The following is a 14,688-nucleotide window of genomic DNA, read 5'->3' as shown; positions in this document are numbered from 1 at the left end:
TCAAGTCGCTATTTTAACTGTAGAGCCACTAATGGCAATCAAAATACGGAGTTGAATACGCGAAATTTTATTATTGTTATTCGTATATAGCGTATAGAAAAATTATTATTATCCGTAAACTAAGATTCTTTTATTTTAAGGTCAAGGAATTACTGTAATATTAAGTGTTAAAGTTGTAAAAAATTCAAAAAAATAGTTAGTAGAAACTTATGGAAATAAAAAAAGCTAAAAATCAAAAACAAAAACTGCAAAGAGTTAATGGCATTTTGGCGGCAGCGGAAGCACTATTTGTTGAGTCTGGGGATGAATTACCCTCTGCAATACAAATAGCTAACAAAGCGGAAGTGGCTAAAGGGACTTTATATATTTACTTTAGAACTAAAGAAGCTATTTTTTTAGCTCTGCTGGAAAAACACCTGCAAAATTGGATCATTTCATTTGAAACGGCAACGCGTAAATATGAAACCATCACCGTTGATGATATTTGCACCTACTTAACCCAGTATTGGGTAGAAACGCCTCAATTTGGTCAACTGTGTCGTATTTCAGATTCACTATTAGAATCTAGAGTTGAAGAGAAAGTATACATAGGGTTCCAAAATAAAACCGTTAATGGATTAAAACGAATGGTTCCTGCGTTAAAAGAATTAAACCCAGATGTAGATTCAAAACAATGGTTAAGTTTACTACAACGTAGTTATCAATTATTAACGTTAGCTTGGGTTGAAAGTCATCCTAAATTTCAGATTGCAATGTCTGAAACCCCTAACTTTGAAAAACTCAGTAATGAGTTGTTAAGTCCATTTTGGCAAGAGTTGGTTCAATATCGTAAACATGTGCCAAAACAAAAGTCAGGCTGGCGTAAGTTGTTGGGGAATTAATCTTGGTCATTAACAAATTAGCCGCATTTTTAAGAAAACACTTTATTCACGTATCTTGGTTTTCTATTTTGATGCTTTTAGGTTTCCATGCCATTTTAAGTTGGGTGTTATTGTATTTAGTTGGTGAGTATGAATTAACCAACTTTAGTTCATACCTTTATTATTATGTCGTTACCACAAGTACGGTTGGTTATGGTGATTTAAGTCCCACATCATTTGAAGGTAAATTAGTAGTCGCCTTGGTTCAAATTCCGTTAGGTTTAGCCATATTTGGCGCACTATTAGGTAAGTTAGGACGTTCAGTTAGCAGAGTATTGAGACAAATTATGACTGGTGAAAAAGATTTTAGTGAAGAAGATTCACATATATTAATTTTTGGTTGGCACGAGAACAGAACTGAAAAGATGGTGCAGCATATTTTAGGGGATAATAAACGCCAAAAACGAAAAATATTGCTGTGTGTAACTAATGATCTGGAACATCCATTTTTAGATAACCCGCTGGTGGAGTTTGCTAAGTTAAAGTCATTGACTCAAGACGATGAACTGACGCGTGTTGCAGTTACCAAAGCTGACCGTATTATTGTTGATTGTGATAATGATGATCAAACCTTCACCTGTGCCTTGAAATTGAGTTCTTTAGTTAAAGACGAATGTCATATCAGTGCTAACTTTAGTGACGATACTAAAATAGAAATGTTAAATCGTTATACTAAAAACATTGAATCAAACTCATCTAGAACGGCTGAAATATTAGTGCGTTCCATGCAAGACCCAGGCAGTAGTCGATTACAAGAAGAGATGATGTCTACACTAAGTGGCCATACGCAATTTTCTACACAGATGCCTTTTGATATAGGCGCACATAAATTTGGCGACTTATTTTTCCATTTAAAACAAAATCATAATGCAATTCTTCTTGCTGTCGCTGAAGACAGAATCGGTGTCAAAATGCACTTAAACCCTGACAATGATTTTAATGTCATGCCGGGTCAAGTTTTGCATTACGTGGCGCAAGAAAGAATCATAGCCGACGAAATTAATTGGACCCAAATAGCAGTTAGAGAAATTTTATGAGCCAACAAGCATTAGAAACCTTATTAGATCATCTTAAACTAGAGAAAATAGAAGAAGGCTTATACCGGGGACAAAGCCAAGCTTTGGGCTTTGGCCGAGTATTTGGTGGTCAGGTTATTGGTCAAGCACTTAGCGCCGCCAAAGAAACCGTTGATAATCGATTTGTGCATTCATTTCATAGTTACTTTTTACGTGAAGGCAATGACCAAACTCCCATAGTATATGAAGTGGAAAATATTCGAGACGGTGGTTCGTTTAGTACCCGCAGAGTCAGAGCAATTCAGTTTGGCCAAACCATATTTTATATGACAGCATCTTTTCAAACCGAAGGTGAAGGCTACAATCACCAATCAACTATGCCTAAAGTCATAGGGCCAGAAGGTTTGATGTCAGAATTAGAGTTTTATCAAAAAAATCTAGATAAAATTCCTCAACAATTTCATGCCAAAGCATTGGCTGATAAGCCAATTGATATGCGCCATGTGCAGCAAATTAATCCGTTTAAACCAGATAAAATGGAGCCAGCTTGTCAAACTTGGATAAAAGCGAATGGGACATTGCCAGATGATCAAAGAGTTCATCGTTATTTATTGTCTTACGCATCCGATTTTACATTTTTGCCAACAGCATTGTTACCTCATGGTGAAAGCTTTATGCAACCAAAAATGCAAGTGGCTACCTTAGACCACTCCATGTGGTTTCACCGTCCATTTAGAATGGATGAATGGATTCTATTTAGTAAAGAAAGTACCAGCGCGAGTAGTGGTCGAGGCTTAGTACGCGGTGAGTTTTTTAATCAAAATGGTGAGTTAATCGCATCTGCGATGCAAGAAGGTGTTATTCGTGATCATGAAAAATTCCCTCGCAAAAAATAGTATTATTTAAAGGATAACCGCCAGTCGATGCTTCATATTGGCTGGTGGTTATTTATATTTTTTGATGAAGCCCTCACAATCGCCCGGATGTGAGTTATCTATTAAATAATGTATTTTCCATTCATTATTCTGCAGCACTAATTGAAAGCTATTTACTCCACAGTGACTTAATTTGTTATCTAAGTAAAAGGCGTAAGGCGTCCAAACACTGGCGAGATTGTCTTGAATTTGCACTTGAATATCTAATAAATGCTCATCTAAATAACGTTCGCTGCTGTTAATGCTGTTGGCAAATTGTTGGATATCACTATTCTCAATAGAACCATCACTTTTTGCTCTTTGCAGTAAAGCACTTGCCGTAAATTGTTCTAGCAGTTTAGCACCATCGTGACTCCTCATCGCATCAAACAGATTAGTGATTGGTTTAGTCACGGGATTGGCAAACGAATTTAACGGCATAAAAAATAAACTAAATATAAAAACGTTTTTCATTATCTGTTTGCCTTTTGTTATCTTGAATATAAAGAGCGCTAAGCGCTAGCCTAATGAGTTTAACGATTGCAATAGTTCAGCGCTTAACAAGGAGTTAATAGTATCTGAGGTCGCCTTACCAGAGGTAGTTAAGTGCATTAACCCCGCCTCATCAACGCTTACATATTGTTGTTCACGTAGACAAGTCACAAAGTTTGATATCACTTTTTTATCGAAATATTCTGGTGCTTTAATATCGTGTAATTTTAATAAACGCCCCGCCAGTTTTTGGCAGTCGCTTTCTAATTCACTGCGTTGAATACCTTCAACCTGTTCTATACGAATAAAACCAAGAGCATAACGTTGTAACGTATCTTTCATTATTTTAGCTAATAAATTTAGTTGTAAATAAGCCATGGAGTTTTTAGCGGTTACTGATAAAGAGCCATTTGTATCTTGAGCTAATTCTTGTTGAATGAAAAAGTCGATCACTTGTCCACAATATTCATCTACGTTAGTGATAGTGATAAATAATTCATTTTTTAACAAAGGTAATAAATGATTAACTTTAGCCAGTATCAACTCTTTTGTGGTGTTATTTGAGTTAACGATAACTCCAGCAATAATCGCTGGAATAGCAAATAAATGAACCACATTGTTACGGTAGTAGCTCATTAAAATTGCATTTTTGTCATCCAATTTGATGATAGTGCCGTATTCGTCACTTTCAGCTTCTACCTTTTCAAGTAGGATAGCCTCTTCAATTATTTCATCAGCGGTTTGGGTTGGTACTTTGATATTGCTAGCATAAGGTACTTGATGATTTAACTGCATATAAAAAGTTAACAGCTTTTGCATTTCGGCTCGTGGTAAAGCGTGACTATCAGAAGTTAACAAGGTAAGGGCACATAGGTTCACCGTATTCAATACCGCAGCGTCATTAATTGAGCTCATTATGGTATTAGCGGTGTGGTTTACAACCGGGGTTAACCAAGTTGGTTTCACAACATCAACTGGATTAATTAACTCGCGCCATTCAGGTGCTTTGTCATTCAGGATGTCATTTAAGCTGATTGGCTCGCCAAAATTCACATCGCCATGGCCATAATTTTTAAGATTTTTAAGGGCTTTAAATATTCCAAAAATGGATTCACTTTCTTTGTTCTGGCCTTGTAATTCTTTTAGGTAAGTATTTACTTCCATTACATGTTCATAGCCAATGTACACAGGAACTAAAGTAATAGGTCGGTCTACGCCACGTAACATCGCCTGAATAGTCATGGCTAACATGCCCGTTTTTGGACTTAATAAACGGCCGGTACGTGAACGTCCCCCTTCGGTATAATATTTAACCGGATAACCTTTTATGAACAACTGACTTAAATACTCACGAAAAACAGCAGAGTATAATTTGTTGCCTTTAAAACTTCGGCGTAAGAAGAATGCACCGGCTTTTCTAAACATAGGACCGGCAGGCCAGAAGTTTAAATTTATACCAGCGGCAATATGTGGTGGCACTAACCCTTCTTTATATATGACATAGGTTAGTAATAAGTAATCCATGTGGCTTCGGTGGCAAGGTACGTAAACAATTTCATGACCTTTTTGTGCTAACTCTCTCAAATTGTCAGCGTTATGGACACGAATACCGTTATAAATTTTGTTCCATAACCAGGTTAATAAACGTGCGCCAAAGCGGATATAAGATTCTCGGTAATCTCCGGCAATCTCATCTAATAGCTTAATGGCATTCTTTTTGGCTTGCTCCATAGAGATGTCTTTGGCGTTCATCTCTTCTTGTAATGCTTTTTTTAGTGATGGGCTAGCCAACAAGCTATTAAACATGGCGGTACGTGCCATTATCTTAGGTCCTGTTGCAACAATACGTTGGCGTTCAAAATGAATTCGCGCAACACGGATTAACTTATGAGCTGCCGCTTCAGATGTACCGTGTTTGTTGACCATTTCAATCAATGAAACAGGTTTGGAAATGCGAATGAAATTACTGCGACCAGAAAATAAAACAATGATCAGTTTTCTAATCCAGCTAGCTTGTAGGTTTTCTGCGATTAAGTCTTTAATGCCAATTTTTGTATTTTCTTTGGTTTTTTCAACACCGGGAGCACGGCCCCAGCAGATCATGACTGGTACAAATTGCACATCTTGTTGGCTACTGGCAACTTGAGTTAATAATACTTGGCTATGTTTTAACATCTTAGCGTCGTGTTTTTCAGCCGTATTAAAAAACGATTTTACATGTTTTACGCCTATGGTTCTGGCAAGCGAATATTCACCCACTTTCAGCGTTTTAAATGGACTAGGTAACCCTTGATTTCGGCATGCTTGTTCAAGCGCTAATTTGTCAGCAAACGAGTCAGTGACTAATACATATTTGATGGGTTTGGTGAGATCTACTGATAAATCACTGTCAGATACGATATTTACTTTAATAAACGGACGCGTGATCCAATAAAAAAGGTAAGAAATATAAGCCATTACGTTCAATCTCGAGAAAATATAAAATTCAGTCAGTAATTTTAACAAATTGTTTTGTAAACCCGAACTAACATTTAAGTTAAATTTGCAGTTTTAAATTTGCTGTATATACTAACAGTCATTATCACTGTATGGAAAACCAGATTATGCGTCCACTAACCGATCGTCAAGCTCAAATTCTTGAGTTAATTAAACAAGCGATAGTTTCAACTGGCATGCCTCCAACTCGAGCAGAAATTGCTAAACGTTTAGGTTTTCGCTCTGCTAATGCCGCGGAAGATCATCTGAAAGCGTTAGCTAAGAAAGGATATATTGAGATCCTTGCAGGCACGTCACGTGGTATTCGGTTAACTGAAGATATTTCAAATATAGAAGCAGGAATTCCCGTTGTTGGTAAAGTTGCGGCCGGTTCTCCTATATTAGCGATGGAGCATGTTGAATCACACGTGAATCTAGATCCTATGATGTTCAGTCCATCGGCTGATTTTTTACTGATGGTTGAAGGTGAAAGTATGCGCGATATTGGCATCATGGATGGAGACTTATTAGCGGTTCATAAGACTCAAACCGCACGTGATGGTCAAGTGATAGTGGCAAGAGTTGAAGAAGATGTGACGGTAAAACGTTTAGAAAGAAATGGTAGCCAAGTTATCTTACACGCAGAAAATAAAGAGTTCGAACCAATCAAAGTAGATTTAAACTATCAGGACTTTGCAATTGAAGGTTTGGCCGTTGGTGTAATTAGAAACAGCTCATTAATGTAATCGCTTAATAAATATAGATAAAACCCGCTTGGTTAAAAAATAATCAAGTGGGTTTTTTTATGTCTTTTTGTCCGGTGATTATTTGCACAATTGAAATAAAGGGTATAGGTTAGACTGGTTGAACAAAAATAATACAAACAAAATATCAACATAAGTCAGCTACATAGACTGATATAAAAATAATAAAAACAAACATTTTTTGGGGATAGATATAAACCGATTAATAATTGGTTTATATGCTGGTGTGGGTTGTACAGACATCCTCTTCTTAATGTTTTAAATAGGGAGGGTGTTTAGTGACTGCTAAGCAATCAAGTTGGTTAATTCCAGCTGCAGTATTTGCGAATAATGCTGTTGCGGATGAGATGCGTCTTAATATGACCAAAGGCGTAACGGATATCAGTGCAAGTGTTTACGATTTGCACATGATCATTTTCTATATCTGCTGCGTTATTGGTATTGTCGTTTTCGGGATCATGTTCTGGTCCATAATCCATCATAGAAAGTCCAAAGGGGTGAAACCTGCAAATTTCCACGAAAGTACCAAAGTGGAGATACTCTGGACGGCCATTCCATTTGTCATTTTGATAGCGATGGCATTTCCCGCTACAAAAACCTTAATAGAAATGGAAGATACTTCAGATGCTGATCTGACCGTGCAAGTTACGGGCTCTCAGTGGAAGTGGCACTATCGATATTTTGAACATGAATTGGACTATTACAGTCTCCTCGCTACGCCTCAAGCTGAAATCAGAAACGAACGAGCAAAATCGGCTAACTACCTTTTAGAGGTAGATAGACCGTTAGTGATCCCAACAGGCCAAAAGGTTAGATTTTTAATTACCTCCGATGATGTTATTCATTCGTGGTGGGTACCTGAGTTTGCCATTAAAAAAGATGCAAACCCTGGTTTCATCAATGAAGCATGGACTCGTGTGAATGAGCCGGGTATCTACCGTGGTCAATGTGCCGAGTTATGCGGTAAAGATCATGGTTTTATGCCAATCGTTGTTATTGCAAAGGAACCTGCTGAGTTCAAAAAGTGGATGGCAGAACAAACGGCTATTGCGAAACAAGCGAAAGAAGAAGAGCAAAAACTATTGGCAATGAACATGTCGATGGAAGAGTTAATGACCTTAGGTGAAAAAGCTTATATGGCTAATTGTGCAGCGTGTCATCAAGCCAATGGCCAAGGTATTCCTGGCGTATTCCCAGCTTTAAAAGACAGTGCAATTGCACTGGGTGATGTCAAACAGCATATTGATATTGTTGTTAACGGCCGTGCTGGAACCGCAATGCAAGGGTATGGAAAACAGCTTGGTCTTAAAGATTTAGCGGCAATTGTGACTTACGAGCGTAATGCTTGGGGTAACAATACAGGTGATGCAGTGCAAGCTGCAGCGATTAATGAATTTCTGGCCGGTAAATAGGAGGAGCACGTTATGAGTACAACAAATTTAAACGCTGATAACCATGCCGAGGAACATCACGGTGCACCTTCAGGCATTATGCGTTGGTTATTAACAACGAATCATAAAGACATAGGTTCATTATATCTATTATTCTCACTACTGATGTTCTTCATTGGTGGTGGTATGGCTATGGTAATCAGGGCGGAATTGTTTCAACCTGGATTGCAAATAGTTGAACCTGACTTCTTTAACCAAATGACAACCGTACATGGTTTGATCATGGTATTCGGTGCGGTTATGCCAGCTTTTGTTGGTTTAGCCAACTGGATGGTTCCAATGATGATAGGTGCGCCAGATATGGCATTGCCTAGAATGAATAACTGGAGCTTTTGGATACTGCCGTTCGCATTTTTAATTCTGTTAATGTCTTTGTTTATGGAAGGAGGTGGACCTAACTTTGGTTGGACTTTCTATGCACCATTATCAACAACATACAGTAATGACAGTACCGCCTTGTTTGTATTCTCAGTTCATATTATGGGGATATCCTCCATCATGGGGGCGATTAATGTCATTGTAACTATCTTCAACCTTAGAGCGCCAGGCATGACATTCATGAAAATGCCGTTGTTTGTGTGGACTTGGTTAATCACTGCCTTTTTATTAATTGCCGTTATGCCTGTTCTTGCTGGTGCTGTCACTATGGTACTGACGGATAAATACTTCCTAACCTCATTTTTTAGTGCGGCAGGTGGTGGTGATCCGGTTATGTTCCAACACATATTTTGGTTCTTTGGTCATCCAGAAGTGTACATAATGATATTGCCAGCGTTTGGAATTATTTCGCAAATAGTGCCAACCTTTAGCCGTAAAAAGCTATTTGGCTATTCTTCCATGGTCTATGCAACAGCATCGATAGCACTATTGTCATTTGTTGTATGGGCGCATCATATGTTCACAACGGGGATGCCGTTAGCGGGTGAACTCTTCTTTATGTATTGCACTATGCTGATATCAGTGCCAACCGGTGTAAAAGTCTTTAACTGGGTGGCGACCATGTGGCGTGGTTCTTTAACCTTTGAAGTACCAATGATGTTCTCTATCGCATTCATTGTACTGTTTACCATAGGTGGGTTTTCCGGTTTGATGCTGGCAATTACACCAGCCGATTTCCAATACCACGATACCTATTTTGTGGTAGCACATTTCCATTACGTTTTAGTAACAGGCGCTATATTTTCAATTATGGCGGGTGCTTATTATTGGTTACCCAAATGGACTGGATACATGTTTGACGAAAAATTAGCTAAAGCGCATTTTTGGTTATCACTGGTATCAGTAAACGTATTGTTCTTCCCTATGCATTTTGTAGGCTTAGCAGGTATGCCAAGACGTATTCCTGATTACGCTACTCAATTTGCTGACTTTAATGCCGTGATAAGTATTGGTGGTTTTGCCTTTGGTTTATCACAATTGTTATTTGTAGCGGTTGTTTACAAATGCATTAAAGGTGGTGAAAAAGCAACGGACCAAGTGTGGGAAGGGGCAGAAGGTTTGGAGTGGGAAGTTCCATCTCCAGCGCCGTATCATACGTTCGAAACGCCGCCAGATATCAAATAAAGTTTAATAATTTAACATTTAATGGTTTGAGTTTTAGATGACAGACAAACAGACAACACAACAAGATACAAAAAAACTCGTTAAGAAATTAGTGTTAACTGTGTTTTTTATGTTTGGTTTTGGTTTTGCTTTGGTTCCGTTATATGACGTGTTTTGTGATATCACCGGATTAAATGGCAAAACCAGCAATGTGGCTGCTGTACAGTCAGATTCTGTGGATAAAACAAGAATCATAAGTGTTGAATTTATTGCACGTACACAGGGTAATTTACCTTGGATATTCAAACCAGAAGTTAAAAAAATGAATGTTCACCCTGGGGAAATGCATCAGCTTAATTTTTTAGTAAAAAATAACTCAGTTGACAATATGGTGGTTCAGGCAGTGCCTTCTGTAAGCCCAGGTATTGCAGCTGCATATTTTAATAAGATTGAATGTTTTTGCTTTAATCAGCAGCCCTTAGAGCAAGGGCAAGCGGCTGATTTAGGGTTACAGTTTTATATCGACAAAGACATACCGCCTGAATACACAACGGTTACTTTGTCTTATACCTTGTTCGATATTAGTAAAAATATAGAACAAGACGAATTTACAAAACTGTTTGCTGATAACAAAAACTAATGCTCATTTTGAGAGGGCAGTTATGAATAACAATGAATATGAAAAGTATTATGTACCAGCACAAAGTCCATGGCCGATTGTGGGCGCTATTGGACTATTTTGCATAGCATTTGGTGCAGGTAATTATGTTAATGATGTAAAAAATGAAGTGACAGGTTTTGGCGGCTATTTATTACTCGCTGGTATCGCCATTATTATTTTTATGTTGGTGGGATGGTTCAGAAACGTTATTGATGAATCAATGGCGGGCATGTATAGCAAACAATTAGATAGATCGTTTCGACAAGGGATGAGTTGGTTTATCTTTTCTGAGGTCATGTTTTTCTGTGCTTTTTTTGGCGCACTATTATACGCGCGAGTGTTCTCCATACCTTGGTTAGGCGGGGCGAGTAATAATGCTATGACCCATGAGGTTTTGTGGCCTGCATTTGAAGCCATTTGGCCGTTAACGACTACGCCTAGTGGTCAAGTAACCGAAGCGATGGGCTGGAACGGCTTACCTTTAATTAACACTATTATTTTATTAATCTCTTCAGTTACCTGCCATTTTGCTCATGTAGGTTTGGAGCAAGATAAGCGTAAACAACTTAAATGGGGTTTAGGGATCACCGTTCTGTTGGGTGTGATCTTTTTATTCTTACAAGTAGAAGAATATACTCACGCTTATCAAGAAATGGGACTGATGTTATCCAGTGGTATGTACGGCAATACCTTTTACTTGTTAACCGGTTTTCATGGGTTACATGTGACATTGGGTACTATCATGTTGTTTATCATGTTCTTGCGAATCGTGATTAAAGATCACTTCACGCCAGAAAATCACTTTGGTTTCCAAGCGGCGAGTTGGTATTGGCATTTTGTCGATGTAGTTTGGGTCTGCTTGTTTATCTTTGTTTATATTATGTAGTGTGGCAAACCCTGCTTACGAATGTTAGGCAGGGTTTCTTTGTGTATCAGATTTATATTAATAAGGTCTAGGATTGGGTTGTATTACGCCGGTCGCTAAACAAATCAACAAAATAACAATCAACAGTCCAGAGTACATTAACCTTCTGCCAATAAAATGTGACATAGGTTTTTGATCTGGTTCTTGTTTTAACATTGATTTCATTGCTTTAAATAAATTAAAGACAATAGAAATTAATATTAATCCGATAACAATTTTGATGATGAGATCCATTTATATAATTACCTATATGTCAGTTTTTGGGTTGTAGTATTTTGATAATGTTTCGTCGCTTTTCTGTATCATTTTTCCCTTTAGTGGTTACTTTGGCCGCTTTTGTTGTAATGTGCAAGTTAGGTTTCTGGCAACTAGAAAGGGCCGACCAAAAGAGACAACAAATCCAATTGTTTTCTCAGCAAGGGGAAATAACCAACAAGGCGTTCACTCAACTCTCATCGTCACAAATCACCGCCCTAAACGGTCGAACGGTTAATTTAACCGGTCGTATCTTGACTGATAAAGTGTGGTTGTTAGATAACCAAACTTATCAAGGCAAAGTAGGTTATAGCGTTATCACACCCGTAGTCTTAACCGGTAACCAGCAAAGGTTATTGGTCAATTGGGGTTGGATTCAAGCTGGTAAATACCGCACTGAACTTCCTAATGTGCAATTACCAGAAAAGATAAATTTGACTGGGATAATAAGGACCACTGACTTTGAGCAATTCACGTTACAACAAGTCCCTCATGAAAGTGGCTGGCCAAAACGTGTGCAATCGGTGTCGAGTATTCTTGTGTCATTAGATAGCACTAGCGTATTGCCTGTCGTTATATACGCAGATACGCTTGAAGGTATCAACTATCCGCAAACGTATAAACCTGTCGTGATGCCCCCTGAAAAACATCAGGCCTATGCCGTTCAATGGTTTTTATTGGCATTGGCGAGTGTGGTTGTTTTCATCTTTGCTAGTTACAAAAATGGCAAACGTGTTCAGCAAACATCAAAACTATAGTTAGAGGAAAATAATGAAATCTAAGTCGTTTTTTAGCATTTTTGCCGTCATGGCTGCAGTACCTTTAGTTTTAGCCTTTATGGTTTTAAAATTTGGCTGGTTTACTCCTGGAGCAACCGCAAAGGGTCAGTTTGTTGAGTCTGAAATTACCCTTGATTTAAAAGATATGGCGGAGAAACCTATTTGGAATTTAGTATTCCAGCCAAGTGAGAAGGATTGTGACCAAACTTGTGAAGAGCAATTGTATGGATTAAATCAAACTTACATTGCGTTAGGAAAATTACAAAAAAGAGTGAATGCAGTGGTGCTAAATGAATCCATAGCGTTAACTGAATACCCTTTACTCAAACACCATAAAGCAAGAAATGCAGAGTTAGACGTTGGCCATATCTACTTAGTGGACCCGTTTGGTAAGGTGATCATCAAGTATGCCGGTAGTACAAAACGTGAACAAACCATTAAAACCAGTAAAGATATTTTGGCAGATGTGAAAAAACTATTAAATTATGCCCGAGTCGGTTAATAATAGATTGTCATGCTCAAAATAAGAATAACAAGGAGCAATTTCGATGGTACGAACATTATATAAACTTAATTTAATTGCAATATTGGTTGCAGCGGTTGTGGTCATTTTGGGGGCCTATACTCGTTTAACGGATGCCGGTTTGGGTTGTCCTGATTGGCCTGGCTGTTATGGCTTTTTGTCAGTACCAACTCATGCTGCTGATATCGCACATGCAGAAGGTGCATTTCCTGATAGACCTGTCGAACATGCGAAAGCTTGGAACGAAATGATCCACCGCTATTTTGCTGGTTCATTAGGCTTTCTAATCCTCATCATGTTTTTACTGAGTTTAAAAACAAAACAGAGAATGGCATTACCCACCATATTATTACTGACCGTTTGTTTTCAAGCATTATTGGGCATGTGGACGGTGACAATGAATTTAATGCCGTTAGTGGTCATGGGACATTTATTAGGCGGGTTTACTACCTTCTGTTTATTAGTCATTTCAGCTTTAACGCTCAGTCGGCAAATTAACGCTGGTCATATTGCCTCATCGCCTTCTTCTTTATGTCACCGATTATATCGGCTGTCTCAACTCGCGTTTATCTGTTTAGTTATTCAAATAGCATTAGGTGGCTGGACAGCATCCAATTATGCCGCCGTGGCATGTACTGAGTTACCTATCTGTGAGGGGAACTGGACGGAAAAATTTGATATTAAAGAAGCGTTAACCATTCCTACTGGGCATGATGATTATGAATATGGAGTGATGCATTACGAGGCCAGAATGTCTATTCATGTCTTGCACCGATTTGGCGCCATATTGGTATTGTTTGTGTTTATTGCGCTAGCGTTTAATTTAATGAAGTCTAAAAGCACTGAGCTAAAACGATTTGGCATGATATTAACTTTGTTGGTATCTACCCAGTTTTTATTAGGGGTCAGTAACGTGGTATTCCAATTACCACTATTTATTGCTGTGAGTCACAATTTTGTCGCTTTATGTTTGCTCGCCAGCTTAATTACACTAATGTTTAACTTAAGTTCACAAGGGCGCCAACAGGCATCCTTTAATACTTGGATAAAAGGGTGAATATCATGAGTAGCTCAAAATCATTTCAAATTCCATTTATAGACGCTGTGTTGCAAGTGTTTGCCGATTTATACGAAATAACTAAACCAAAAGTGGTTGCCATGTTAGTGATCACGGCCATAGTAGGAATGGTGTTATCACAAGATACCTTGCCTAATTTATGGTTAATGGCCATGGCATCGTTAGGTATTGGATTATTATCTGCTGCTGCTGCGGCATTAAACCATATTGTTGATCAGAAAATAGATTCGCAAATGGCGCGCACATATAATCGGCCATTAGCGAAAGGTCGTATCAATAACTCCCAGGCTATTTTCTTTTCTCTTTTGCTCGCGGTAAGTGGTTTTGTACTTTTATATTTTGAAGTTAATCCGCTTACCGCTTGGCTGACGTTAGCCAGTTTGTTTGGTTATGCGGTGGTATACACGCTCGTGTTAAAACGTTTGACCCCTCAAAATATTGTGATTGGTGGGTTAGCAGGAGCAATGCCGCCGTTATTGGGTTGGACATCTATTACCGGTGAGTTACACCCACACGCCTACTTTTTAGTCATGATAATATTCACTTGGACACCACCTCATTTTTGGGCGTTAGCGATACACCGTAAAGAAGATTACGCCCGGGTAAATATCCCTATGTTACCTGTGACCCACGGCTCCCAATTTACTAAGATGACGATAGTGTTATATACAGTACTGTTGTTATTAGTGTGTTTATTACCGTATTTGGTGGGTATGACTGGGTTAATCTACTTGGTATCATCTTTGGTATTAAACTTAATGTTTTTACGTTATGCCTGGTTACTTAAAACCAGCGAAGATAAAACATTAGCGATGGAAACATTTAGATTTTCAATTTGGCATTTACTTGTATTATTTGTTGCCTTATTAGTAGACCACTTTTTTAAATTTTAA

The 14,688-nt window shown here is 38.3% G+C and carries 15 protein-coding genes; 12 read left to right on the top strand and 3 right to left on the bottom strand.

The genetic code is table 11. The features are described 5' to 3' along the window. Positions 1–209 precede the first annotated feature (209 nt). Genes RT723_RS04000 through tesB form a run of 3 tightly spaced genes read left to right on the top strand, consistent with a single transcriptional unit; the run spans position 210 to position 2,832 of the window. On the top strand, positions 210–881 hold the full coding sequence (locus RT723_RS04000) for a TetR/AcrR family transcriptional regulator (RefSeq protein ID WP_315945965.1): 672 nt from the start codon (positions 210–212) through the stop codon (positions 879–881). Continuing rightward, positions 881–1,957, top strand: a complete 1,077-nt coding sequence (locus RT723_RS03995; protein WP_371820017.1) for a potassium channel family protein — start codon at positions 881–883, stop codon at positions 1,955–1,957. The genes RT723_RS04000 and RT723_RS03995 overlap by 1 nt, the downstream gene beginning before the upstream one ends. After that, positions 1,954–2,832: an acyl-CoA thioesterase II gene (gene tesB, locus RT723_RS03990; RefSeq protein ID WP_216056666.1), complete on the top strand. Its 879-nt coding sequence runs from the start codon at positions 1,954–1,956 to the stop codon at positions 2,830–2,832. Before RT723_RS03995 ends, tesB begins: the two co-directional genes overlap by 4 nt. 48 nt (positions 2,833–2,880) lie before the next feature. Here tesB and RT723_RS03985 read toward each other — a convergent pair whose 3' ends face one another. Together RT723_RS03985 and plsB are read right to left on the bottom strand one after the other, a co-directional pair. Further along, the gene (locus tag RT723_RS03985) at positions 2,881–3,324 is read right to left on the bottom strand and encodes a hypothetical protein (RefSeq protein WP_315945964.1); all 444 of its coding nucleotides are present in this window, start codon (positions 3,322–3,324) and stop codon (positions 2,881–2,883) included. A gap of 45 nt (positions 3,325–3,369) precedes the next feature. Next, complete coding sequence (gene plsB, locus RT723_RS03980; RefSeq protein ID WP_315945963.1) at positions 3,370–5,799, bottom strand: glycerol-3-phosphate 1-O-acyltransferase PlsB; 2,430 nt, start codon at positions 5,797–5,799, stop codon at positions 3,370–3,372. Positions 5,800–5,945: 146 nt separating this feature from the next. Between plsB and lexA the strand changes: the two genes are divergently transcribed. From lexA to RT723_RS03955, 5 genes are all read left to right on the top strand, one after another. Further along, entirely contained in the window at positions 5,946–6,563 is a 618-nt protein-coding gene (gene lexA, locus RT723_RS03975; RefSeq protein ID WP_216056663.1) for a transcriptional repressor LexA, read from the top strand. A 365-nt stretch (positions 6,564–6,928) separates the two neighbouring features. After that, a complete protein-coding gene (coxB, locus tag RT723_RS03970) occupies positions 6,929–7,993 on the top strand; it encodes a cytochrome c oxidase subunit II (RefSeq protein WP_216056693.1) in 1,065 nt (354 codons plus the stop codon). Positions 7,994–8,005: 12 nt separating this feature from the next. Then, positions 8,006–9,595 (top strand): cytochrome c oxidase subunit I, encoded by a 1,590-nt coding sequence (gene ctaD, locus RT723_RS03965; RefSeq protein WP_216056662.1) that lies wholly within the window; start codon positions 8,006–8,008, stop codon positions 9,593–9,595. A 37-nt stretch (positions 9,596–9,632) separates the two neighbouring features. Next, positions 9,633–10,214 (top strand): cytochrome c oxidase assembly protein, encoded by a 582-nt coding sequence (locus RT723_RS03960; protein ID WP_315945962.1) that lies wholly within the window; start codon positions 9,633–9,635, stop codon positions 10,212–10,214. Positions 10,215–10,236: 22 nt separating this feature from the next. Further along, positions 10,237–11,121, top strand: coding sequence for a cytochrome c oxidase subunit 3 (locus RT723_RS03955; protein ID WP_315945961.1), 885 nt, complete (start codon positions 10,237–10,239; stop codon positions 11,119–11,121). A gap of 57 nt (positions 11,122–11,178) precedes the next feature. On the opposite strand, the gene RT723_RS03950 is transcribed toward RT723_RS03955, so the two are convergent. After that, positions 11,179–11,394: a DUF2909 domain-containing protein gene (locus RT723_RS03950; protein WP_216056659.1), complete on the bottom strand. Its 216-nt coding sequence runs from the start codon at positions 11,392–11,394 to the stop codon at positions 11,179–11,181. 47 nt (positions 11,395–11,441) lie between these two features. On the opposite strand from RT723_RS03950, the gene RT723_RS03945 reads away from it, so the two are divergent. From RT723_RS03945 to cyoE, 4 genes are read left to right on the top strand one after another with little or no spacing between them, the layout of a single operon-like run. Continuing rightward, positions 11,442–12,173 (top strand): SURF1 family protein, encoded by a 732-nt coding sequence (locus RT723_RS03945; protein WP_315946304.1) that lies wholly within the window; start codon positions 11,442–11,444, stop codon positions 12,171–12,173. 13 nt (positions 12,174–12,186) lie between these two features. After that, entirely contained in the window at positions 12,187–12,696 is a 510-nt protein-coding gene (locus RT723_RS03940) for a hypothetical protein (protein WP_315945960.1), read from the top strand. Between the two features lie 46 nt (positions 12,697–12,742). After that, a complete protein-coding gene (locus RT723_RS03935) occupies positions 12,743–13,774 on the top strand; it encodes a COX15/CtaA family protein (protein ID WP_315945959.1) in 1,032 nt (343 codons plus the stop codon). Beyond that, positions 13,759–14,688, top strand: coding sequence for a heme o synthase (gene cyoE, locus RT723_RS03930; protein WP_216056655.1), 930 nt, complete (start codon positions 13,759–13,761; stop codon positions 14,686–14,688). The genes RT723_RS03935 and cyoE overlap by 16 nt, the downstream gene beginning before the upstream one ends.

The sequence above is a fragment of the Psychrosphaera aquimarina genome (assembly GCF_032461525.1).
In the GTDB taxonomy this organism is placed as follows: Bacteria; Pseudomonadota; Gammaproteobacteria; order Enterobacterales; family Alteromonadaceae; genus Psychrosphaera; species Psychrosphaera aquimarina.
This window is presented reverse-complemented; position numbering and strand designations above follow the sequence as displayed.